Source organism: Actinoplanes subtropicus, from assembly GCF_000721705.1.
Classification (GTDB): domain Bacteria; phylum Actinomycetota; class Actinomycetes; order Mycobacteriales; family Micromonosporaceae; genus Actinoplanes; species Actinoplanes subtropicus.
Genome location: NZ_JOJL01000037.1, coordinates 26,033 through 47,501, shown reverse-complemented (window position 1 = coordinate 47,501; position 21,469 = coordinate 26,033). Strand labels below are relative to the sequence as shown.

Sequence of the window (21,469 nt, the reverse complement as noted above, 5' to 3'; positions counted from 1 at the left end):
CGGGCCGAGCGGGCCGCCGCTACCACACAATGGCTCGGCTGTCAGGACTCGAACCTGAAATAGAGGAGTCAAAGTCCTCTGTGTTGCCAATTACACCACAGCCGATTGGTTCGATCGCCACACTAGCGCGTCGCCCTCGCCTCACAGAACTTACTATCCCAGCGCATCGAGTGCTTCCATCACACCCTCCACGCGCCAGTACAACTCGCGGGACCGCGGCACCTCGATACACAGACACCCGTGGTAGTCGGCGCCCGTGTTGACCCGCTTGGTCGCCGGGTTGTGCCGCTTGATGGTCGGCCGGAAGAACTGCTCACGGGGCAGGCCGAGCCGCTCGGCCCACCAGTCGCCGGCCGCATCCGCGTCGGCCGTCTCGTGGATGTGCACCCGATAGCGGAGCGACTCGGGCGACCGGCCATGCGCGGCCAGAAACCGGAGGAAGAGCCGATGCAAGCGGGGATCGTTGTTGATGAACTTCAGCCGATCGAGTCGCCGCCACGGCTTCGACTTCGCCCCCTCGCACATGTAAACCAGTGCCCCGCCGATGAAGACGTCGCGCTCGGTGATCTCGCCAACGTCGGCCGCCGCTCGCGCCCGCTCCTCCGCCTCGCGCCGGTCGCGCTCGGCGCGCACCGCGTCCCAACGGCCGGCATTCATGAGCGCGGCGTGCTCCTGCTTCTGCCGGACGCGCTCGGCGTCGGGGTCGAGCGGGATGTGCCGAACCCACAGCCAGGCTGTCGACTTGGCCACGCCGATCCGGGCGGCGAGATCGGGGATCGACCAGCCCAGTTTGCGCAGCTCGACCGCCTCGCGACGCAGGTGGTCCTTGGCGTTGGGGCGGCGTGTCCATGCGGGCGGCTCGACCCCACGCAGCCAGTCGGTCAGCGTCGCGCTGCCGACCCCGAAATGCCGCATCAGCTCGGAGAGCGACATACCCGGGTCGACGCGCAGCCGTCGGGCCTCTTCTCGTCTCGGGTCCCCGTTCGTATTCATGTCACTACATTAGGACGGTCTGACGCTGAACTGTAAGACCGTAGGTGTGCCAAATTCGCTCGCCGATCCTCTTGGACTCACGACCTCCTCCGGCTACGGTGGCGTAAGTTACGGTGACGTAGGCGTAACTAATTGATCTCCCCCGAAACAGCGCCGTCCCCAAGATCAGTGAGGTGCCATGACTTCCATCGCCGAGGCCGCACCCAAGGCCAGCCCCAAGCCGCTCACCGACGGTCCGCAGCCGCGGGGCATCCTCATCGCCCTGTACGCGTTCGTGATCGTCCCGTTCCTGGCGGTGCTGGTCGCCGTCCCGGTCGCCTGGGGTGGCTGGCTGTCCTGGACCGACATCGCCATCGGCGCCGTCTTCTACGTGGTCTCCGGACTGGGCATCACGGTCGGTTTCCACCGGTACTTCACGCACGGCTCGTTCAAGGCGAAGCGCTGGCTGCGGATCGCCCTGGCGCTGGCGGGCTCGCTGGCGATCGAGGGGAACATCATCCAGTGGGTGGCCGACCACCGGCGGCACCACATGTTCAGCGACCAGGAGGGTGACCCGCATTCGCCGTGGCGGTACGGCACGGGTTACTGGGCGCTCACCAAGGGCCTCTGGTTCGCGCACATGGGGTGGATGTTCAGCCGCGAACTGTCGAACCGGGAGCGGTTCGCCCCGGATCTGCTGGCCGACCGGGACATCGACCGGGTGGACAGGGCGTTCCCGGCGATCGTGATCTTCTCCACCCTGGGCCCGGCGCTGGCCGGTGGCCTGATCACCTGGTCCTGGCAGGGCGCGCTGACCGCGTTCTTCTGGGCCGGCATCGTGCGGATCGGCCTGCTGCACCACGTCACGTGGTCGATCAACTCGGTCTGTCACGTGTACGGCGAGCGCCCGTTCGAGGTGCGCAACGGGGACAAGGCGTCGAACTTCTGGCCGCTCGCGATCGTCTCGTTCGGGGAAAGCTGGCACAACCTGCACCACGCGGATCCGACGTGCGCCCGGCACGGCGTGCTGCGTGGTCAGATCGACATCTCGGCCCGGCTGATCTGGCTTTTTGAGAAGGCGGGCGCGGCGTGGGCGGTGAAGTGGCCGAACCGGGAACGACTGGCCGCAAAGATGATCAAAGCGTGACGGCGCCCACGGGGGAGATGGACAAAGGGCACACCTGGCAGGATGTCCAGGTGACCGACTCAGCAGGCGACAGCAGCGACGAGCAGCCTCGTGTGCGGCGGCAGCGGCCGGCGGCGACCCCTCCCCGGGTCCGCATGTCGGCCGCGCAGCGGCGCGAGCAACTGATCGCGATCGGGCGGCAGTTGTTCGCGGAGCGAGGCTTCGACGCGACCAGCGTCGAGGAGGTCGCGGCCCGCGCGAAGGTGTCGAAGCCGGTGGTGTATGAGCACTTCGGCGGCAAGGAGGGGCTGTATGCGGTCGTCGTCGACCGCGAGGTCCGCTCCCTGCTCGACCGGATCGCCGCGGCGCTGACCGCGGGCCACCCGCGCGAGCTGCTGGAGCAGGCGGCGCTGGCCCTGCTGGACTACATCGAGGACGAGCCGCATGGTTTCCGGGTGCTGGTCCGCGAGTCGCCGGTGCTGTCCCCGGCGGGGAATTTCTCCAGCGTCATGAACGATGTGGCGCACCAGGTGGAGCACATCCTGGGCGACGAGTTCAAGCGCCGCGGCCTGGATCCGAAGTTCGCCGAGCTGTACTCGCAGGCGCTGGTCGGGATGGTGGCGCTGGTCGGCCAGTGGTGGCGGGAGGCGCGCAAGCCGAAGAAGGAGATGGTGGCCGCCCACCTGGTGAACCTGGCGTGGAACGGCCTGTCCCATCTGGAGCCGAAGCCCTCGCTGCTGACCCGGAAGACGCGGTAGCCGTCAGGCCGGGCGGCCCTCCCGGACCTGGCGCGGCGCGCCGGCCTGGGCGGCGGGCGCGACCTTGCTGTAGAGGCTGGTGGTGATCAGCGCCAGGCCCACGATGTACGTGACGATCACCGTGTTGATGTCCTGCCCGAAGATGTTGGCGTCGGTGCGGCTGAACGCGAGCCCGAAGCTGCCGAGGACGAGCAGGCCCCAGCCGAAGTACTTGTCCACGGCGGTGTCGGCGTTGCGGCCGATGAGGGTGGCGATCACGACGATCGCGCCGACGGCCAGCATGATGATCGACAGGAGCAGGTTGGCGCCCTGGCCGAGGACGGTCTTGCCGTTGGCGCCGGTGAACGCCTCGCCGGAGGTCTGGATCAGGCCGACGATCCCGAAAACGACCAGGTAGGCGCCGGCCAGGAAGCCGACGACGCGGTACAGCGGCCGCAGCGGGTGGTTGACGGGGTTGTGCGCCATGGTGTCCGTCTCCAAGCTCAGGTGTTCGTCCACGCCGATTCTCGCGTATCGCGCGGAAGCGGCGCAGGCACACCCCCCGGTTCAGTTTTCGGGCACCTGCTCGGCCAGTTCGAGCCAGGCCTCCTCGACCTGGCCGCGCTCCTCCTGGACCGCCTTGAGCTGCGCTTCCAGCTCGACGATCTTGGAGTAGTCGCTGCCGTGCTCGGCCAGCGCCTCATTGATCTTGAGGATCCGCTCCTCGAGCTTGGCCAGTTGCCGCTCCAGCCGGGCAAGATCCTTGCGAGCCTGGCGTACCTCACCCGCGGAGAGGCCGGTCGCGCTCGGCGTCGCTTCCGCTTGCGACTGCGTTTCCCGTACGCCTGGGGCCAGGCGGGCCGCCGCCCGCGTCAGATACTCGTCCACGCCGCCCGGCAGATGCACCAGACGCCCGTCGCCGAACATCCCGTACGCGGTGTCGGTGACCCGCTCGACCAGGTACCGGTCGTGACTCGCCACGATCATCGTGCCCGGCCAGGAGTCGAGCAGGTCCTCCAGCGCGGCCAGCGTGTCGGTGTCCAGGTCGTTGGTGGGCTCGTCGAGCAGCAGCACGTTCGGCTCGGTGGCCAGCAGGCGCAGCAGCTGCAGCCGGCGCCGCTCGCCGCCGGACAGGTCGCTCACCGGCGTCCAGATCCGCTTGTCGGTGAAGCCGAACACCTCCGCCAGCTGCCCCGCCGACAGCTCCCGGTCGCCGAGCCTGACCCGCTTGGCGACCTCCTCCACGGCCTCGAGCAGGCGCAGGTCGCCGGGCAGTTCCCTGAGCTCCTGGGAGAGGAACGCGGCCCGCACCGTCGAGCCGGTGACCAGCCGCCCACCCGACGGGGTGCTGAGGCCGGCCAGCAGCCGCAGCAGCGTGGTCTTGCCGGCCCCGTTGGCGCCCAGCACGGCGATCCGGTCGCCCGGCCCGACCTGCCAGGTGAGCCCGTTCAGGATCGGCTTGCTGCCCGCGGTGAGCGTCACGTTCTCCAGGTCGTAGACCTGCTTGCCGAGCCGGGTGACGGCCAGCCGCTGGAGGCTGACCGTGTCGCGGACCGGGGGCACGTCGGCGATCAGCGCGTTGGCCGCGTCGATCCGGAACTGCGGCTTGGAGGTACGAGCGGGCGGCCCGCGGCGCAGCCAGGCGATCTCCTTGCGCAGCAGGTTCTGCCGGCGGGCCTCGACCGCGGCGGCGACCCGCTGCCGCTCGGCGCGGGACAGGATCCAGGCCGCGTAGCCGCCCTCGTACGCGTACACCTGCTCGTCGACGACCTCCCAGGTCGCGGTGCAGACGGCGTCGAGGAACCAGCGGTCGTGGGTGACCACGCACAGCGCCCCGCGGCGGGTCAGCAGGTAGCGGGCCAGCCAGTCGACGCCGGCCACGTCCAGGTGGTTGGTGGGCTCGTCGAGGATCAGCAGGTCGCTGTCCCGCACGAGCAGGGCGGCCAGCGCGACCCGGCGGCGCTCACCCCCGGACATCGGCCCGACCGGCGTCTCCAGCCCGAGGTGGCCCATGCCGAGCCCGTCGAGGATGGCGCGCACGCCCGCGTCGCCGGCCCACTCGTGCTCGGCGCCCATGCCCTGGGCGAGCCACCCGGTGCCGAGCACGACGTCCCGCACGGTCGCCTCGGCGGCCAGGTCGAGCGTCTGCGGCAGGGTGGCGACACGCAGGTCACGGCGGTGGGTGACGCGCCCGGAGTCGGGTTCCTCGGCCTTGGCGAGCAGCCGCAGCAGGGTGGACTTACCGGCCCCATTGAGCCCGACGATGCCGACCCGAGCGTCGTCGTCCAGCCCGATCGACACGTCGGTAAGCAGCTGACCGGCGGCGCCGTACCCCTTGTTGACCCGGTCCAGGTTGATGATGTTGGCCACGATGCGACCTACGTTACCCGCGCCGCCACACGCAGCGCCCAGCCACGGCGCCCGGAGACAGCGCCCGTCGCACCGCCCGGTCATGGCACGCGACCACAGCGCCCGTCGCATCGCCCAATCACGGCACCGGAGACGGCACGCGGACACAGCGCCTGGTCGCGGCACGCGGGTCAGGTGACCCGGGCTCCGGGCATCGGGCCGCGGGCGGTCAGTGCCTCGCGGCAGACCCCGGCGGCGTCGACGGCGGCGGCCAGCCGCTCGGCGTGCGCGGCGTCGGCGGCCAGGAACACGCAGGTCGGCCCCGAGCCGGAGACCAGGGCGGCCAGGGCGCCGGCGTCGCGGCCCGCCGCCAGCACGGCGGACAGCTCGGGCCGCAGCGCCAGGGCGGCCGGCTGCAGGTCGTTGCCGAGGGCCGCGCCGAGCACCGCCGGGTCACGCTGGCGCAGCGCGGCCATCAGCTCGTCGGCCCCGGCCAGCGCCTTGGGCGGGAACGGGCTGTCGCGGAGGGCGTCGAGCTTCGCGTACACCTCGGGGGTGGACAGGCCGCCGTCGGCCAGTGCGACCACCCAGTGCCAGGTGGTGGGCCGGGCCAGGATCGGGCTGACCGCCTCGCCGTGCCCGGTGCCCAGCGCGGTGCCGCCGTGCAGCAGGAACGGCACGTCCGAGCCGAGCGCGGCGCCCACCTCGGCCAACTCGTCGCGGGACATCCCGGTCCCCCACAGCAGGTCGCAGGCGATCAGGGTGGCGGCCGCGTCGGCACTACCCCCGGCCAGCCCGGCGGCGAGCGGGATCGACTTGCGCAGGTGCAGCCGGGCGTGCGCCGGCACCCTGGTCCGCGCCGCCAGGGCCCGCGCCGCCCTAATGATCAGGTTGCTCTCGTCGAGCGCGAGCGACCCGGCGCCCTCGCCCTCCATGGTCAGCGCGAGCGTGTCGCCCTGCCGCGCGGTGAGCTCATCGAACAGGCTGATCGCGTGATAGATCGTGTTCAGCTCGTGAAACCCGTCCGGCCGCAGCGGCCCCACCCCGAGATGCAGGTTGATTTTCGCGGGCACCCGCACCCGCACCGGCCCACTGTGCCGACGCGGCTCATCGTCGTCCGGCCCCCACGCCTCCGTCACGGAGTGATGTCCCGGATCGAAAGGCGAATGTCAAACGGCGCGCTCAGCACAAGCTCCGTTTCCGCCTGGGCGGCCAGCTCGTAGCGCCCGTCGACGAGGTCATATGCGTGGACACGGATAGGCCCTTGCTCGATTCGCCAGAAATGCCGGACGCCGGCTGCCGCGTACTCGGCGGGTTTCTCCAACCGGTCTCGGCGCTTGGTGCCCGGAGATACGACCTCGACCGCGATCGCCACCTCGTCGGGCATCACGTAATGATTCGTATCCTCGACCAAGGCGTCCACCAGGAGCACGTCGGGCTCGAGGCTGTCCTTGAGCCCGACGGCGACCCCGACCGCGGTCACGGGCCGGAATTGCTCGGGCGCGTGCTGTCGGAACCAAAGCCACAGCAGGTTGCCGATGTTCTGGTGGCCGATCGTCGGGGAGGGAACCACGATCATGACTCCATCGCGAAGCTCGACGCGTGGAGCGTCATCGGGGAGATTGAGAACGTCTTCGAGGAAGTAGTTCGCCAGACGCTGCCTGAGCGGGTTTGGCGACCACATGACATGACCGGTCGGCTCCGCGGTCATGAGTCCACCTCCTCGGGCTGTCTGCCGGACGCGCTGAGCTTACCGCCGACGCCGGACAGTTTTGCCGCGGCGGCTATCTCGGCGAACTGGGCGACGGTCAGCGATTCCCCCCGGGCCTGCGCCGCTATCCCCGCCGCCACCAGCACCTTCTCCGCTGCTGCCGGTCCGCCGGCCCATCCGGCCAGTGCCGCCCGCAACGTCTTGCGCCGCTGGGCGAACGCCGCGTCGACGACCGCGAAGACGTCAGCGCGGTCGATGTCCTCCCTCGGTGGCGTACGCCGGGTGAACGCCACCAGTCCGGAATCCACGTTGGGCACCGGCCAGAACACCGCCGGCGGCACCTTCCCGGCCGGCCGGGCGTCCGCGTACCAGGCGAGCTTCACCGACGGCACCCCGTACACCTTGGAGCCCGGCCCGGCAGTGAGCCGGTCGGCGACCTCCTTCTGCACCATCACCAGCCCGCCGCGCAGGGTCGGCAGCTCGGCCAGCAGGTGCAGCACCACCGGCACCGCGACGTTGTACGGCAGGTTCGCCACCAGCATCGTCGGCGCCGGGTCGAAGTCCGCCGCGCCCACCCGCATCGCGTCGGCCTGGTGCACGGTCAGGTTCGCCGCCGTGACCGTCGAAGGGAGCGCCGCCGCGAGGCGCGGGTCGATCTCCACGGCGTGTACGTGCCGGACCGCGCCGACCAGGCCGAGCGTGAGCGAGCCGAGCCCCGGCCCGACCTCCAGCGCCACGTCGTCGGGGCGCAGGCCGGCGGCGGCCACGATGCGGCGGATCGTGTTCGGGTCGTGCAGGAAGTTCTGGCCGAGCTTCTTGGTCGGGGACACGCCGAGGCGGGCCGCGAGCTCCCGGATCTCCGCCGGGCCGAGCAGTGCGTCAGCCATGAGGTCAGAGCCTACGGCCGGGGCAGCCGGCCCTGGACGCGACGGGGTAGAAAGCAGGAATGGGCGAGTTGCTCGAACTGCAAGCGGTGATCGAGGCCGCGCCGGACGAGGTGGCGAAGATCCTTCTTGACGTACGCCCGGGCGGCCGCTCGCCGATCGCGATCCGCGGCGAGGTCGCCGAGGCCGGCCCCGGCGACGACTTCGAGATGGTCCAGGACGGCAGCCGGATCACCGTCTCGGTCGACCGCGCCCGCCGCTCGGTGACTCTGCAGGGCGAGTGGTGGTACCGCGGGGTCACCTCGGTCGAGCCCGACCCGCGCGGCAGCCGGGTGGTGCACCGCATCTTCAACGTCGCCCAGGGCCACGGCTGGGCGGTCCGGTTCGCCGCCCGCGGCCCGCTGAACAGCGCCCCCAGGACGTTCGCCGAGACGGTGCACACCCTCGGTGAGCTCCTCGGCGTCGCCGCCTGGGTCGTCGACGACTAACGCCAGGGCCCGAAGACCCGCTCACCGTTCGCCGAGATCGCGGCGCACAGCTCGTTTACGTCGTCCCCGCGGGTCTCGGCGAGCGCCCGCACGGTCAGCGGGATCAGGAAGGACGCGTTCGGCCGCCCCCGGTACGGCATCGGCGTCAGGTACGGCGCGTCGGTCTCCACCATGATCAGCTCGGCCGGCGTGATCTGGGCGGCCGCCCGCAGCTCACCCGCGCTGGCGAAGGTCACCGTCCCGGCGAAACTGAGGTGGTACCTGCGCCGTACGCACTGGGCGGCGAACTCTCGGTCACCGGAGAAGCAGTGCATGACCACCGTCTCCGGCGCGCCCTCCTCGTCGAGCACCCGCAGCACGTCCTGGTGCGCGTCCCGGTCGTGGATGACCAGCGCCTTGCCGTGCCGCTTGGCGATCGCGATGTGCGCCCGGAAGCTCTCCTCCTGGGCGGGCCGGCCGCCCTCGCCGGTCCGGAACGTGTCCAGCCCGGTCTCGCCGACGCCGCGCACCCGCGGCTGCCCGGCCAGGGCCTCGATCTCGCGCAGCGCTTCGTCGAGATCGGACCGGAGAGGCGCCTCGTTCGGGTGAATTGCAACCGCCGCCAGAATCGCCTCGTTCCGGGCCGCCAGCTCGGCCCCCCAGCGCGACGACAGAACGTCCACACCCACCTGCACCAGCCGATCGATACCGGTCTTGGCGGCCGCGTCAATCAATGCGTCCACCGGGTCGCCGGAGCCGTCGCCGGGCATCCCGGCCTCCTGAATCGTGAGATCCAGGTGGGTGTGGCTGTCGAAGACCGGAACGGACAACGGCTCGGGCGGGGCGGGGAACTCCCCGCGCCGCCGCGCTTGCTTGTCGCGCCGGGCGCGGGACGGTGTCGATGGCATGTGAGACATTGTGCACTTACGCCTGGACGCAACCGTTTGTTCACTTGGAATCCACTGCCGTCGCTTAGCTTGCGCGCGTGACCTTGACCGGCGAGGACAGCACGGTCGGCGCCGATCCTCTGGAGCCGCCCCTCTCGGCGCCCCTGCGTCGCGATCTCGGCTGGGCCCAGGTCCAGCGGATGAGCCAGTCGGCGGCCTACCGCGACGATGTGATGTTGCGGCGCATCCGCGCGACCGCGGCGATCCGCCGGGGCACCAGGATGATCAAGGTGCTCTCCCCCGCCCAGGTCGCCGGGCATCTGGGCGGCTGGCTCCCGTACGGGTTCTGCTATCGCGCCTGCGACCTGGCCCACCTGCACGACCCACGGGAGCTCACCCTGCTCGCCACCGACGGCGCCGCGGACAGTGCGGAGGTCGCCTACGCGCTGCGCTGGCGGGCCGTCGACCCGCTCGACTACGAGGTCCCGGCCGGCCCCGCCCAGCCCGGCCTGGCGCTGCTGCCCGCGCACTCCCGGGTCGGCGCGATGGTGCTCGGCACCGGCTTCAGCCCGAGCACCGAAGACCTCATCCCGGAATACATCACCGCCGGCTTCGCGGACCTCCCGATCCCGGCGAACGCGCAGATCGTCGCGTACGTCGAGGGCGGCGAGGAGATCCTGCTCTACACGTACCAGCCGGAGCAGCACGGCTGGCTGCGCCTGGCCGGCCCGCGCTGGCGCCCGCTGCTGGACAATCTGCCCGGCGTCAGCCCCGACCGGGAGTACGTGCCCTGCACGTCACCCGGCTCGGCCAAGCTGGTCGGCCGGATCAAGGACAAGGAGTACGAGGCGGTCGCCGACCCGCCGGACGAGTTCCGCGTCCGCGCGCTCACCCGCGCCGCCCGGTACCCGGTGAGCACCCTCAGCCGCCGCGCCGAACAGGCCCTCTGGCGCAACACCCCGTGCTGGGTGCTGCAGCGCGACGACAGCTGGGCCCGCCTGCGCCTGGTCCGCCCGGACGCCGAGACGCTCAACGCCACCGGCGCCCGCTGCTACGAACGAGGCGTCTACGAGACCTGGGCCCCGGTAGGCGAGCTGTACGACCACCACATAGCCGACATCCCCTACGCGTTGTAGACCGCCAGCCCCACGCCCCGTCGCATTCCCGCGCCACCCCCCCGACTCCAGGGCCTCCCGGGGTGCCCCGTATCAGGGAACGGCCCGCGATCGCCCCGCTGATGAGGGGAGGCCGGTTTTCGGCACCGCGGGGTTTGCGGTACCGAAAACCGGCCTCCCCTCATCAGCCTCGAAGGGGCGATCGCCCGCGGCGCCGGAGGCGACGCCAGCCAGCACAGCGCCGGAGGCGACGCCAGCAAGCTCAGCCCTCCAAGCGTGCGAGCTCCTCCTCGACCACGGACGGCTCGAGCTTGCGGAACACCGGCTTCGGGGCCGCCAGCGGAGTGCCGGCCACCAGCGGCACCGACTCCCACCGCGCGCCGACCGTGTAGTCGCCGGTCAGCACCGGGTAGGACGGGCCGCCGTCGAGGTCGTCGACCTCCTCGATGCGCGGCATCGGCGCGTGCACGCCGGCGCCGCCGAGCAGCTCGAACACCTTCTGCGCGGAGTGCGGCAGGAACGGGGTCAGCAACGTGTTCGCGTCGCTGACCACCTGCAGCGCCACGTGCAGCACGGTGGCTTGGCGGGGCTTCTCCTCCTCGGCCTTCAGCTTCCACGGGGCCTGGTCGGACAGGTATTTGTTCGCCTCGGCGACCACCCGCATCGCCTCGCCGATCGCCGCCTTCTGCCGGTGCTTGCCGATCAGGTCGCCGACCGTACCGAAACCGGCCTTGGCCACCGCCAGCAGCGCCTCGTCCTCCGGGGTCAGCTCGCCGGCCGCCGGGATCGCACCGAAGTTCTTCGCCGCCATCGAGATCGACCGGTTGACCAGGTTCCCCCAGCCGGCGACCAGCTCGTCGTTGTTGCGGCGGACGAACTCGGCCCAGGTGAAGTCGGTGTCGGTGGACTCCGGGCCGGCCGCGGCGATGAAGTACCGCAGGGCGTCGGCGTCGTAGCGCTCCAGGAAGTCGCGCACGTAGATGACGATCCGCCGGGACGAGGAGAACTTCTTGCCCTCCATCGTCAGATACTCGCTCGAGACGACCTCGGTGGGCAGGTTGAGCCGGCCCAGCTCGCCCGGCTCGCCGCCACGGTCGCCCTCGCCCGAGTAACCCAGCAGCAGCGCCGGCCAGATCACCGAGTGGAAGACGATGTTGTCCTTGCCCATGAAGTAGTACGACTGTGCGTCCTTGCCCAGCCCGTCGACCGACCACCACTGCCGCCACGCCTCCGGGTCGCCGGTGCGGCGGGCCCACTCGATCGAGGCGGACAGGTAGCCGATCACCGCGTCGAACCACACGTAGATGCGCTTGTCGTTGCGGTCACGCCAGCCGTCCAGCGGGATCGGCACGCCCCACTCCAGGTCGCGGGTGATCGCCCGGGGCTGCAGGTCGTCCAGCAGGTTGCGGGAGAATTTCAGCACGTTGGGGCGCCAATTCTCCCGCTGGTCGAGCCAGTGGCCGATCGCCTGGGCGAACGCCGGGAGGTCGAGGAAGAAGTGCTCGGTCTCGACGAACTCCGGGGTCTCCCCATTGATCTTGGAGCGAGGGTTGATCAGCTGTTCCGGGTCGAGCTGGTTGCCGCAGTTGTCGCACTGGTCGCCGCGGGCGCTCTCGTAGCCGCAGATCGGGCAGGTGCCCTCGATGTAGCGGTCGGGCAGGGTGCGCCCGGTGGACGGCGAGATCGCACCCAGGGTGGTGCGCCTGACGATGTACCCGTTCCTCTCCAGGACGGTGAACAGCTCCTGCACCACCGCGTAGTGGTTGCGGGTCGTCGTGCGGGTGAACAGGTCGTAGGACAGGCCCAGACCGTGCAGGTCCTCCACGATCACCCGGTTGTACCGGTCGGCGAGCTCGCGCGGGGTCACCCCGTCGGCGTCGGCCTGCACCTGGATCGGCGTGCCGTGCTCGTCGGTGCCGGAGACCATGAGCACGTCGTGGCCGGCCATCCGCATGTACCGGCTGAAAACGTCGGAAGGCACCCCGAAGCCGGAAACATGACCGATGTGGCGCGGGCCGTTGGCATAGGGCCAGGCAACCGCGGCGAGAACGTGACTCATGGTTCCTAAGAGTAATGAGCGGCCCGGGTGGCTCGCGAACGGATTCGTTCTGCCCATGGCGAGATACGCATTTATGGCGACACGCGCGGATTGTGCGTGATCGTCGCCCGGCCGCGTAGTCCAATGGAGCTGTGATCGGAGAGACGCCGCAACCAGGGGAGAAGCCCTCCACCGAGGGCAACCCGTGGTCGTTCTCCGACCCCGACCCGGGCTGGTGGCGCGGCGAGACCGACCGGGCCGCCACCGACCGGGCCGCCACCGATCCGCCGACCGGGCAACGGCACCCCCGCCGCCGCGCCGCGCAGCATCCGGCGGACGCCACGCAGGGCGGCACCGGGACCCTGCTCCCGCCGGGCAAGGCCGGGCCGAAGCGTTCCGGCCCGGAGGCGGAGGCGCATGCCGCGGGCGTACGCGACACCACCCGCCGCCTCGACCCGAGCGCCGAGCCGCCGGTCGTCGAGCGCAGTCACGACCAGCCGGACGCGCACCGCTACGACCCGATGCGGCCCCCGGCCGGACACCGGCCCCGCCGCACGGCCGCCACCGTCGCCGCGAACGAACCCGCCCCGAAGGCACCCACCGCCGAGGCGGAGGCCGCCCAGGCGGCGATGGCGGCGGCAGAAAAAGCGGCGGAAACCGGCGAGGCCCCCGACTGGGCCGTCGAAGCCACCGACGAGCACAAGATCGTCGAGGTCCGGGAGCCGGACGTGATGGTGCTGCCCGAGCCGAGCACCCGCAACCGGCCCACCGTTCCCCTGGAGCCGCCGCCCCCGGTCGCGCCGCCCGCGCAGCACCGGCGGGTGCAGCCGAACGAGCCGCTGCCGCGCGCCACCGGCGACCCGGAGACCGACGCGCGGCTGGAACGCCTGGAGAACTCCCCCTTCTGGCACACCGACCCGGAGCAGCTGGCCGAGCCGCTGCGGCCGGAGGTGCCCACGCACATCGCCGGCCGGCGCGGCACCCGGCGGGCCGCCCCGCGCACCCCGATCGCGGCGCTCACCGCGCTGATCGCGCTCGGCCTGCTCGCCGCGTTCTTCGCCTGGGTCAGCGCCGAGCCCTTCTGGCTGGCCATGGGGCACGGCGACCGCGGCTACGCGACCGTGACCAGGTGCACCGGCGCCGGCGTCACCCAGCACTGCGTGGGCCGGTTCGCCGCCGCCGACGACAGCTTCACGATCAGCCGGGTGACGCTGTTCGGGGTCGAGCCGGATCATCGGGTGCCGGGCACGATCTCGCCGGCCCGGATGGTCAGCCCGGACAGCTCGCACGCGTACCTCGGCACCACCAGCCCGCTGCTGCAGCTGCGCTGGATCCTCGGGTTCCTGCTGGTGCTGTTCTGCGGGTACGCGATCGCCGGCGTGACCGGCGCGCGACGGCTGGAGACGGGCCGGGCGCGGCGCGGGGCGGTGCTGGCCAGTCTGGCGGGTCCCGTCCTACTACTGGCGGGGTTCCTGATCGCGGCGTTCTGACCGCGTACGCAAGAATGGTCTTGGTCTTAGGTGTGGTGGACCAGGCTGTAGACCTCGCGCTTCTTCAGGCCGAAGTCGTCGGCGACGGCCTGGATCGCGTCCCGGCGGCTGGCGCCGGCGGCCTCCCGCCCGGCGACCTCCGCGCGCAACTCGTCGTCGGTCGGGCGCGGCGGCGGGCCGGCCGGCGCGCCCGCCACCACTAGGGTGATCTCGCCGCGCGGCTCGCCCTCGTGCGCCCAGGCGGCCAGGTCGGCGAGCGTGCCCCGGCGGATCTCCTCATACGTCTTGGTCAGCTCGCGGCAGACCGCGGCCGCACGATCGGACCCGAAAGCCGCCGCCAGATCGGTCAGAGCACCCGCGATCCGGTGCGGCGCCTCGAAGAACACCAGCGTCCTCGGCTCGGCGGCCAGCTCCCGCAGGCGCGAACGACGATGCGAGCCGGTGCGCGGCAGGAACCCCTCGAACACGAACCGGTCGCTGGGCAGCCCGGAGAGCGCGAGCGCCGTGGTCACCGCGCTCGGCCCGGGCGCGGCCGTCACCGGGAAACCGGCCTCCAGCGCGGCCCGCACCAGGCGGTACCCGGGATCGGAGACGCTCGGCATGCCCCCGTCGGTGACCACCGCGACCGTCGCGCCCTGTTCGAGGGCGGCCACCAACTCGGGCGTACGCCGCTCGTCGTTGCCCTCGAAATAGGACACCACCCGGCCGGCCACCGTCACGCCCAGGTCCCGGGCGAGCCGCGCCAGCCGCCGGGTGTCCTCGGCCGCGACCACGTCCGCCGAGGCCAGCACCTCGCGCAGCCGGGCCGACGCGTCGCCGATGTTGCCCAGCGGCGCGCCGGCCAGCACCACCCGGCCGGTGTTCTCTTTCGCTGTCACCGCGAAAGTCCATCACATGCGTGCCTTCTCAGCGGGAGGCCCTAGGATCGCGGAGTGACGACGGCGACAGCTGAGACAGAACTCACTCCGGAGCCGCCCGCGGCCGCGGAGCCCACCGGTGAGCGCGGCGTGCCCGAGGTCGTCCGCCGCCGCCTGAGCACCCTCGACAACTGGCTCAATCCGCACTCGTGGCTGGTCACGCTGGTCATTGTGGTGATCGCGGGCATCCTGCGGTTCCAGAACATCAGCCAGCCCAAGGGCTACATCTTCGACGAGGTGTATTACCCGACCGACGCGTGGGACATGATCCACCACGGCGTCGAGTGGGACGAGAAGACCAACGGCCCGGCGTATGTGGTGCATCCGCCGCTGGGCAAGTGGCTGATCGCGCTCGGCGAGCTGGTCTTCGGCAACAACGAGACCGGCTGGCGGGTCCCCGCCGCGGTCGCCGGCACCCTGATGATCCTGATCCTGGTCCGGGTCGCCTACCGCCTGTTCCACTCGGTGCTGCTGGCCGGCACGGCCGGTCTGCTGATGTCGCTCGACGGCTTCCAGCTGGTGCTCTCCCGCACGTCCCTGCTCGACATCTTCCTCGGCCTGTTCGTGCTGGCCAGCTTCGCCGCGATGGTGCTCGACCGAGATCATTACCGCCGCCGGCTGCTGCGCGCCCTGGAGAACGGCTACGACCCCACCAAGACCCCGGCGATCCCCCGGGTCATTCCGTGGTGGCTGGTCGTCTCCGGCGTGCTGTTCGGGCTGGCCTGCGGGGTGAAGTGGAGCGCGCTGTTCTTCCTGCCCTTCTTCGGCGCGCTGATCCTGGTCTGGCGCTGGCAGGCGCGGCGCTCGGCGGGCATCCCGCAGCCGATCGTCGCGGGCATCTTCGGCGACCTCGGCTGGGGCGTGCTGACCGTGGTCCTGTCCCTGCTGACCTACCTGGCCACCTGGACCGGCTGGTTCGTCACCAACACCGGCTACTTCCGGCACTACCGGCAGGCCAACGGGCTCAGCGAGCCGCCGGTCATCGGGGCCCTGCGCAACCTGTGGCACTACCACGTCGAGGCGTTCAACTTCCACAGCGGGCTGACCGAGCGGCACGTCTACCAGTCCTGGCCGTGGCAGTGGCTGCTGCTCGGCCGGCCGGTCGCGTTCTACTGGGGAAACAGCGGCAACTGCGGCGCGCCCAGCTGCGCCCGGGAGATCCTGCTGCTGGGCACGCCGATCCTGTGGTGGTCGTTCCTGCCCGCGCTGGGCGCGCTGATCTGGTTCGGCATCGCGCGCCGCGACTGGCGAGCCTGGGCGATCCTGGTGCCGGTGCTGGGCGGCATCCTGCCGTGGTTCTACTACGCGGTGAAGGACGGCCGCACGATGTTCTCGTTCTACGTCCTGCCCGCCCTGCCGTTCCTGATCCTGGCCGTGGTCTACGTGCTCGGGGCGATCATGACCCCACCCACCGGCGTGGTGGCCGGCAAGGCAAGACCCGACCGTCAGGTCATCGGAACGGTCGTGGCCGGCGCGTATGTGGTGCTGGTGGCGCTCTGCTTCGCCTACTTCCACCCGATCTTCGTGGCCCAGCTGATCACCTACGACAGCTGGTCCTCCCGGATGTGGCTGGGCGGCCGCTGGATCTGAAGGAGCTGGACGCCGGCGCCGCCGCAAGCTGCGCCGGCGTAACTTCAAGATCAAAATTCCGCTACCGTACGGGCACAGACGAGCCCCCGCGTTTCAAGGCGGCCTGGCTGCCGTCCCGGCCCCGTGCGGCCCGCATCCGGGCTTAGCTGCAACGCAGGCAGGCCGGCCCAGCCGTCGGGTCACCCACCTGCCGCCGGCCCACGGCAGCGGGAAATTGTGGCATTTGCGGCGCCGTCGGAATCGGCACGACGAGCGCTGAGCCGGGAACCATCCGCCCGGAACGTAAGGGCGCGCCCCGATCGCCTGCCACGGGGGAAGCGGGCGATAGGGGCGCGCAAGAAGAAGCTTAACGACCTCCGATGGCGGGCACAACGGGTCGCCTCTCGAACTTTCAAATTTCGATCAAGGCCTACCGCCACATCGGACATTCCGGTTGTATGATGATAAGGTAGGCGAAGCGGACGGTGAATGGCGCTCACAAAAAGTGTCCTTCATGCGACACGAAGAAACTCGGCGGAATGACGTAACCTTCGTGCGCGAGCCATTATCTCGCAGCTCAGCGCGATCACTTTTTCGGTGGCACACACCGGGGTCCATCTGGTCAAACGCCCACGGTCATCATTTCGGCTGATTCGCGCTGGCGATCATCCGTCATCCCCGGGAGTGAGTGCCTCCTGCATCGTCCGCGCGCTTTTTAAGCTCGCCGAGTGACTTCGCAGGAGCCAGAAAACCCGCCATTCATCGACGGCGACATCCCGGTCACCGAGGCGATCTTGGTGGCACCGCCGGCACCGGTGTTCGTGGACACCACCGGGCGCCGCAGCCGGCTGCTGCGCCGCATCGCGTACGGCTTCGGCGCCCTGGTCATGCTCTACGGCGGCCTGATCATCGTGAGCCTGGTCGGCGGGCCGGTCCCGTCCAGCGCCGTGCTGCCGCTGCCGGGGCTGGAGCCGGCCAGCGACGCCGACGACAAGAAGCCCGCCCCGCCCGGCCCCACCCCGGTCCCGTCACCCAGCCCGACCCGGCCGGTGTACGTCGCCGACCCGCTCCCGCACCGCGCCACCTCGGCGGCCCGGCTGGAGTCGGCCAAGGTCACCTCCGCGGCGGCCCGGCCGACGGCCAAGCCGGCCGCCACCCCGAAACCGACCACCCCCAAACCGGCCACCACGAAGGCCACGCCCAAGGCGACCCCGACCACCACCCGCCCGGTGGAGTCGACGACCGTGCCGACCACACCGGCCACCACCCCACCGACCACGCCGGCCACCGTCCCGCCCCCGCCGTCGCCGCCGGCGGACCCTTCCGGCGGCCAGGGCGGCGGCGAGGAGACGCCCACCACCGCGGCCACCACCGAGCCCACCAAGACCCAGCCCGCCAAGACCGAGCCCGCCAACACCGAATCCACCAAGGCCTCGGCGTGAGCACGCCCAAACGCCGGCGAGTTCTGCCGCCGCCCCGGGTCGCGCTCGCCGCCCTGCTGGTGGTGCTCTTCGTCGGCGTGCTGATCGTGCAGGCGTACGTCAACTCGGAGTTCAAGAGCGACCACCTCGACTCCGAGGTCGGCGACCAGGACGGCGTGCCGCTGTCGATCCGCGGCGGCGGCCCGGTCATCAACACCACCGGCGGCCAGCAGAGCAGCAGCCGGATGCCGGCCCGCACCATCGCCCTCACCTTCGACGACGGCCCCGATCCGACGTGGACCCCGGAGGTCCTCAAGGTGCTGGCCGACAACGACGCGCACGGCACCTTCTTCGTGATCGGCTCCGAGGTGGCCCGCCACCCGCAGCTCACCCGGGCGATCACCAACGGCGGCAACGAGCTCGGCCTGCACACCTTCACCCACCCGAACATGCAGCGGATCGCCCCCTGGCGGCGCACCCTCGAGCTGTCCCAGACCCAGGTGGCGATCGCCCGCGCCACCGGCATACACACCAACCTCGCCCGCTTCCCGTACTCGTCGAAGGCCGACGCGATCGACGACACGAACTGGAAGCTGGTCCAGGACGCCGGCCGGCAGGGCTACCTGATCGTGGTCAACGACATGGACAGCGAGGACTGGCAGCGGCCGGGCGTCGACCAGATCCTGCGGAACGCGAGCCCACCCGGCGAGACCCCGGCGGTGATCCTGTTCCACGACGCCGGCGGCGACCGCTCGCAGACCGTCGCGGCGCTGCGCCGGTTCATCCCGATGATGAAGGCCCGGGGCTACCGCTTCACCACGATCACCGAGGGCCTCAACCAGACCATCGCCGAGCGCAACAAGGTCAAGGGCGCCCAGCAGGTGCCGCTGCTGGCCGAGAACCCGCCCGCCCCGCGCAGCGACATCTGGCGCGGCGCCGCGGTGATCTACACCGTGCGCGCGGCGGACGGGATGCTCTGGCTCATCGCCGGGCTGTTCCTGGTGGTCGGGGCGCTGACCATCGGGCGTACCGCGCTGTTGCTGCTGCTCGCCGGCCGGCACGCCCGGCAGCGCCGCAAGCCCGGCTGGAGCTGGGGCGAGGAGGTCATCGACCCGGTCTCGGTGATCGTGCCCGCGTACAACGAGAAGGAGGGCATCGAGGCGGCGGTCCGTTCGCTGGCCGGCGGCGACCACCCCGGCGGGATCGAGGTGGTGGTGGTCGACGACGGCTCCACCGACGGGACCGCCGCGATCGTCGAGCGGATGGCGCTGCCCAACGTACGCGTCGTGCGGGTACCCAACGGCGGCAAGCCGAACGCGCTGAACACCGGCATCGCGCTGGCGAAGAACGAGCTGATCGTCACGGTCGACGGCGACACGATCTTCGAGCCGGACTCGATCCGGATGCTGGTGCAGGCGTTCGCCGACCCGTCGGTGGGCGCGGTCGCCGGCAACGTCAAGGTCGGCAACCGGCAGAAGATGGTCGCCGCCTGGCAGCACATCGAGTACGTGGTCGGCTTCAACCTCGACCGGCGCCTGTACGAGGTGCTCAACTGCATGCCCACGGTGCCCGGCGCGATCGGCGCGTTCCGCCGCAAGGCGCTCGCCGAGGTCGGCGGGATCAGCGACGAGACGCTGGCCGAGGACACCGACGTGACGATGGCGCTGTGCCGGGCCGGCTGGCGGGTGGTGTACGAGGAGCGCGCCAAGGCGTGGACCGAGGCGCCGGCCACCCTGGAGCAGCTGTACCGGCAGCGCTACCGGTGGAGCTACGGGACGATGCAGGCGATGTGGAAGCACCGCCGGTCGCTGTTCGACCGCGGCCCGTCCGGCCGGTTCGGCCGGGTGGGGCTGCCGTTCCTGGCCCTGTTCGGGGTGCTGCTGCCGATGCTCGCCCCGGTCGTCGACATCATGCTGCTGTACGGCCTGGTGTTCTGGGAGCTGGAGAAGACGCTGATCGGCTGGGGCGGCATGCTCGCCCTGCAGCTGTTCACCGCGGCCGTGGCGTTCCGCTTCGACAAGGAGTCGCTGCGTCCACTGTGGCGGCTGCCGCTGCAGCAGTTCGCCTACCGGCAGCTGATGTACCTGGTGCTGATGCAGTCGGCGACCACCGCGCTGACCGGCGGCCGGTTGCGCTGGCACAAGCTGCAACGCGCCGGGCTGACGCCGCGTTCGGAGCTGCCGGCGCCGCCCGTCCCGCCCGCCCTGGAGTCGCCAACCACGGTGGCGCCCATAGTGGACACTTGGCCGTCGACGATCGGCCAGGGCCGCGCCTCGGTGCACCCGGCGGCCGGCCGTGCCACGGCGCCGCCGGTGCCGGCCCAGATGCGGCCCGAAGACCTCCCGTCGGCCGGCTCGCCCCCGGCCGGCGGCTCCGGCCCGGTCTACTCCGGGTGACCAGGGGTCCGTACCCGTCCGAACTGCAGCCGGACGGGTACGGGCCCTTGCGGGCGCTAGGCCGCGATCAGGTCGGCGATCTGCGCGGTCGTGGTGGGCTGGGCGAACGGGAAGACGACGTGCAGCGAGGTGCCGTCGCCGGGCCGGTCGGAGAGCGCCACGGTGGCGTGGTGCGCGTCCAGGATCTTCTTGGCCACGGCCAGCCCGCGGTCCGGGCCGGGGATCTCCGACGGGTTCGCGATCGCGCCGTAGTACAGGTGCGGGAACAGGTCGGGACGCAGGCCGTCGGGCAGGTCCATGTCATCCAGCCGTACGGTCGGGCCCGACTCGATCTCGGTGCCCACCCGCACCCGGCCGCCGGACGGCGTGTACTTCACCGCCGCGAACAGCAGGTGGGTGAGGACCTGCTCGAGGCGTACCGGATCGGCGATGATCGGCAGCGCCGGCCCGCCGGCCTGGTTGAGGATCCAGATCTGCTTGGTCGCCGCGATCGGCCGCACCGACTCGACCGCCCGCTGGGTGACCCGGGTCAGGTCGATCTGCCGCATGTGCAGGCTCTCGCTGCCGAACCCGGCCTCGGCCATCGTGGTCAGGTGCTGCAGCAGGTCGAGGAAGCCGCGGATGTGCCCGGCGGTGGCCCGCCCGACCAGCTCGGCCAGTTCGGCGTCGTGGAACCCGGTGCTGCCCAGCTTGTCGAGGTACGACGAGATCAGCCGTAGTGGCGCCCGCAGCTCCCCGCCGACCAGCCCGGCCAGGTCGTCCTTGCGCCGCTCCAGCTCCTGCAGGCGGGCGGTGGTGTTGGCCAGCGCGATGGCGTGCCGGCGCATCTCCATCTGGGTGGTGACCTGCCGGGCCAGCGCGCGCAGCGCCTGCAGCTGCTCGACGTCGAGGCTGCGCGGGTTGTTGTCGATCACGCAGAGGGTGCCGAGCGCGTACCCGTCGGTGGTGATCAGCGGCGCGCCGGCGTAGAACCGGATGCCGCCGTCCATGTCCACCGACGGGTTGTCCGAGAAGCGGGCGTCCTTGGTGGCATCGGGGACGACCAGCAGGTCGCGGCCGAGGATCGCGTGCGCGCAGAAGGAGAGGTCGCGCGAGGTCTCGGTGAGGTCGGTGCCGACCCGGGCCTTGAACCACTGCCGGTCGGTGTCGACCAGGGTGACCAGGGACATCGGCGTGCCGCACACGTTCGAGGCGAGCGCCACGATGTCGTCGAAATCCTGCTCCGGCGCGCTGTCGAGGATGTCGAGCGCGTAGAGCGCAGCGAGCCGATCGGTTTCGTTGTCGGGCAGGGGAGCTTGCATGCCGTCACCTCCGAAGACTTGCTTCAGAGATACCACCCGAAAGTAGCATTTTTCAGGTTTCGCCAAATGCGCCGGGCGGCGGTGCGGCA

General features: G+C 71.1%; 18 protein-coding genes and 1 tRNA gene. 8 read left to right on the top strand and 11 right to left on the bottom strand.

Annotation, left to right across the window (positions count from 1 at the left end; translation table 11 throughout):
• Positions 1–30: 30 nt before the first annotated feature.
• Both IH26_RS0140930 and IH26_RS0140925 read right to left on the bottom strand, forming a co-directional pair.
• A tRNA-Gln gene (locus tag IH26_RS0140930) sits at positions 31–105 on the bottom strand.
• A gap of 48 nt (positions 106–153) precedes the next feature.
• Positions 154–993: a hypothetical protein gene (locus tag IH26_RS0140925; RefSeq protein ID WP_030441672.1), complete on the bottom strand. Its 840-nt coding sequence runs from the start codon at positions 991–993 to the stop codon at positions 154–156.
• A 178-nt stretch (positions 994–1,171) separates the two neighbouring features.
• Between IH26_RS0140925 and IH26_RS0140920 the strand changes: the two genes are divergently transcribed.
• Both IH26_RS0140920 and IH26_RS0140915 read left to right on the top strand, forming a co-directional pair.
• The gene (locus IH26_RS0140920) at positions 1,172–2,119 is read left to right on the top strand and encodes an acyl-CoA desaturase (RefSeq protein ID WP_030441671.1); all 948 of its coding nucleotides are present in this window, start codon (positions 1,172–1,174) and stop codon (positions 2,117–2,119) included.
• 50 nt (positions 2,120–2,169) lie between these two features.
• Positions 2,170–2,856, top strand: a complete 687-nt coding sequence (locus IH26_RS0140915; RefSeq protein ID WP_084599527.1) for a TetR/AcrR family transcriptional regulator — start codon at positions 2,170–2,172, stop codon at positions 2,854–2,856.
• Positions 2,857–2,859: 3 nt separating this feature from the next.
• On the opposite strand, the gene IH26_RS0140910 is transcribed toward IH26_RS0140915, so the two are convergent.
• From IH26_RS0140910 to rsmA, 5 genes are all read right to left on the bottom strand, one after another.
• On the bottom strand, positions 2,860–3,354 hold the full coding sequence (locus tag IH26_RS0140910) for a DUF4383 domain-containing protein (protein ID WP_245665909.1): 495 nt from the start codon (positions 3,352–3,354) through the stop codon (positions 2,860–2,862).
• 48 nt (positions 3,355–3,402) lie between these two features.
• A complete protein-coding gene (locus IH26_RS0140905; RefSeq protein WP_030441668.1) occupies positions 3,403–5,205 on the bottom strand; it encodes an ABC-F family ATP-binding cassette domain-containing protein in 1,803 nt (600 codons plus the stop codon).
• 170 nt (positions 5,206–5,375) lie between these two features.
• The gene (locus IH26_RS0140900; protein ID WP_030441667.1) at positions 5,376–6,323 is read right to left on the bottom strand and encodes a 4-(cytidine 5'-diphospho)-2-C-methyl-D-erythritol kinase; all 948 of its coding nucleotides are present in this window, start codon (positions 6,321–6,323) and stop codon (positions 5,376–5,378) included.
• Complete coding sequence (locus IH26_RS0140895; protein WP_030441666.1) at positions 6,320–6,895, bottom strand: Uma2 family endonuclease; 576 nt, start codon at positions 6,893–6,895, stop codon at positions 6,320–6,322. Before IH26_RS0140895 ends, IH26_RS0140900 begins: the two co-directional genes overlap by 4 nt.
• On the bottom strand, positions 6,892–7,782 hold the full coding sequence (gene rsmA, locus IH26_RS0140890; RefSeq protein WP_034217037.1) for a 16S rRNA (adenine(1518)-N(6)/adenine(1519)-N(6))-dimethyltransferase RsmA: 891 nt from the start codon (positions 7,780–7,782) through the stop codon (positions 6,892–6,894). Before rsmA ends, IH26_RS0140895 begins: the two co-directional genes overlap by 4 nt.
• Before the next feature lie 59 nt (positions 7,783–7,841).
• On the opposite strand from rsmA, the gene IH26_RS0140885 reads away from it, so the two are divergent.
• Positions 7,842–8,267 carry a hypothetical protein gene (locus tag IH26_RS0140885; RefSeq protein ID WP_030441664.1) on the top strand — a complete coding sequence of 142 codons (426 nt, stop codon included), beginning with the start codon at positions 7,842–7,844 and terminating at the stop codon, positions 8,265–8,267.
• On the opposite strand, the gene IH26_RS0140880 is transcribed toward IH26_RS0140885, so the two are convergent.
• Complete coding sequence (locus IH26_RS0140880) at positions 8,264–9,163, bottom strand: TatD family hydrolase (RefSeq protein ID WP_030441663.1); 900 nt, start codon at positions 9,161–9,163, stop codon at positions 8,264–8,266. The genes IH26_RS0140885 and IH26_RS0140880 overlap by 4 nt on opposite strands.
• Before the next feature lie 68 nt (positions 9,164–9,231).
• Here IH26_RS0140880 and IH26_RS0140875 point away from each other — a divergent pair, with 68 nt between their 5' ends.
• The gene (locus IH26_RS0140875; RefSeq protein WP_030441662.1) at positions 9,232–10,269 is read left to right on the top strand and encodes a hypothetical protein; all 1,038 of its coding nucleotides are present in this window, start codon (positions 9,232–9,234) and stop codon (positions 10,267–10,269) included.
• A 241-nt stretch (positions 10,270–10,510) separates the two neighbouring features.
• On the opposite strand, the gene metG is transcribed toward IH26_RS0140875, so the two are convergent.
• Positions 10,511–12,307, bottom strand: a complete 1,797-nt coding sequence (gene metG / locus IH26_RS0140870) for a methionine--tRNA ligase (RefSeq protein WP_030441661.1) — start codon at positions 12,305–12,307, stop codon at positions 10,511–10,513.
• Between the two features lie 131 nt (positions 12,308–12,438).
• Here metG and IH26_RS60450 point away from each other — a divergent pair, with 131 nt between their 5' ends.
• Positions 12,439–13,776, top strand: a complete 1,338-nt coding sequence (locus IH26_RS60450; RefSeq protein WP_157437627.1) for a hypothetical protein — start codon at positions 12,439–12,441, stop codon at positions 13,774–13,776.
• Between the two features lie 26 nt (positions 13,777–13,802).
• On the opposite strand, the gene rsmI is transcribed toward IH26_RS60450, so the two are convergent.
• The gene (rsmI, locus tag IH26_RS0140860; protein ID WP_030441659.1) at positions 13,803–14,654 is read right to left on the bottom strand and encodes a 16S rRNA (cytidine(1402)-2'-O)-methyltransferase; all 852 of its coding nucleotides are present in this window, start codon (positions 14,652–14,654) and stop codon (positions 13,803–13,805) included.
• Positions 14,655–14,708: 54 nt separating this feature from the next.
• On the opposite strand from rsmI, the gene IH26_RS0140855 reads away from it, so the two are divergent.
• The 3 genes from IH26_RS0140855 to IH26_RS0140845 all read left to right on the top strand — a co-directional run bounded on the left by IH26_RS0140855 (position 14,709) and on the right by IH26_RS0140845 (position 20,079).
• The gene (locus tag IH26_RS0140855; RefSeq protein ID WP_030441658.1) at positions 14,709–16,283 is read left to right on the top strand and encodes a dolichyl-phosphate-mannose--protein mannosyltransferase; all 1,575 of its coding nucleotides are present in this window, start codon (positions 14,709–14,711) and stop codon (positions 16,281–16,283) included.
• 707 nt (positions 16,284–16,990) lie between these two features.
• Positions 16,991–17,704: a hypothetical protein gene (locus IH26_RS64100; protein WP_030441657.1), complete on the top strand. Its 714-nt coding sequence runs from the start codon at positions 16,991–16,993 to the stop codon at positions 17,702–17,704.
• Positions 17,701–20,079 carry a bifunctional polysaccharide deacetylase/glycosyltransferase family 2 protein gene (locus IH26_RS0140845; RefSeq protein WP_030441656.1) on the top strand — a complete coding sequence of 793 codons (2,379 nt, stop codon included), beginning with the start codon at positions 17,701–17,703 and terminating at the stop codon, positions 20,077–20,079. Before IH26_RS64100 ends, IH26_RS0140845 begins: the two co-directional genes overlap by 4 nt.
• Positions 20,080–20,135: 56 nt before the next feature.
• Here the strand turns inward: IH26_RS0140845 and IH26_RS0140840 are convergent, their stop codons facing one another.
• The gene (locus IH26_RS0140840; RefSeq protein ID WP_030441655.1) at positions 20,136–21,380 is read right to left on the bottom strand and encodes a GAF domain-containing sensor histidine kinase; all 1,245 of its coding nucleotides are present in this window, start codon (positions 21,378–21,380) and stop codon (positions 20,136–20,138) included.
• Between the last annotated feature and the right edge of the window lie 89 nt (positions 21,381–21,469).

Excerpts from the sequence above, each read along its gene's own strand:
- IH26_RS0140925 (WP_030441672.1), bottom strand. The coding sequence starts at position 993 with ATGAATACGAACGGGGACCCGAGACGAGAAGAGGCCCGACGGCTGCGC.
- IH26_RS0140920 (WP_030441671.1), top strand. The coding sequence starts at position 1,172 with ATGACTTCCATCGCCGAGGCCGCACCCAAGGCCAGCCCCAAGCCGCTC.
- IH26_RS0140895 (WP_030441666.1), bottom strand. The coding sequence starts at position 6,895 with ATGACCGCGGAGCCGACCGGTCATGTCATGTGGTCGCCAAACCCGCTC.
- rsmA (WP_034217037.1), bottom strand. The coding sequence starts at position 7,782 with ATGGCTGACGCACTGCTCGGCCCGGCGGAGATCCGGGAGCTCGCGGCC.
- IH26_RS0140885 (WP_030441664.1), top strand. The coding sequence starts at position 7,842 with ATGGGCGAGTTGCTCGAACTGCAAGCGGTGATCGAGGCCGCGCCGGAC.
- IH26_RS0140880 (WP_030441663.1), bottom strand. The coding sequence starts at position 9,163 with ATGTCTCACATGCCATCGACACCGTCCCGCGCCCGGCGCGACAAGCAA.
- metG (WP_030441661.1), bottom strand. The coding sequence starts at position 12,307 with ATGAGTCACGTTCTCGCCGCGGTTGCCTGGCCCTATGCCAACGGCCCG.
- IH26_RS0140840 (WP_030441655.1), bottom strand. The coding sequence starts at position 21,380 with ATGCAAGCTCCCCTGCCCGACAACGAAACCGATCGGCTCGCTGCGCTC.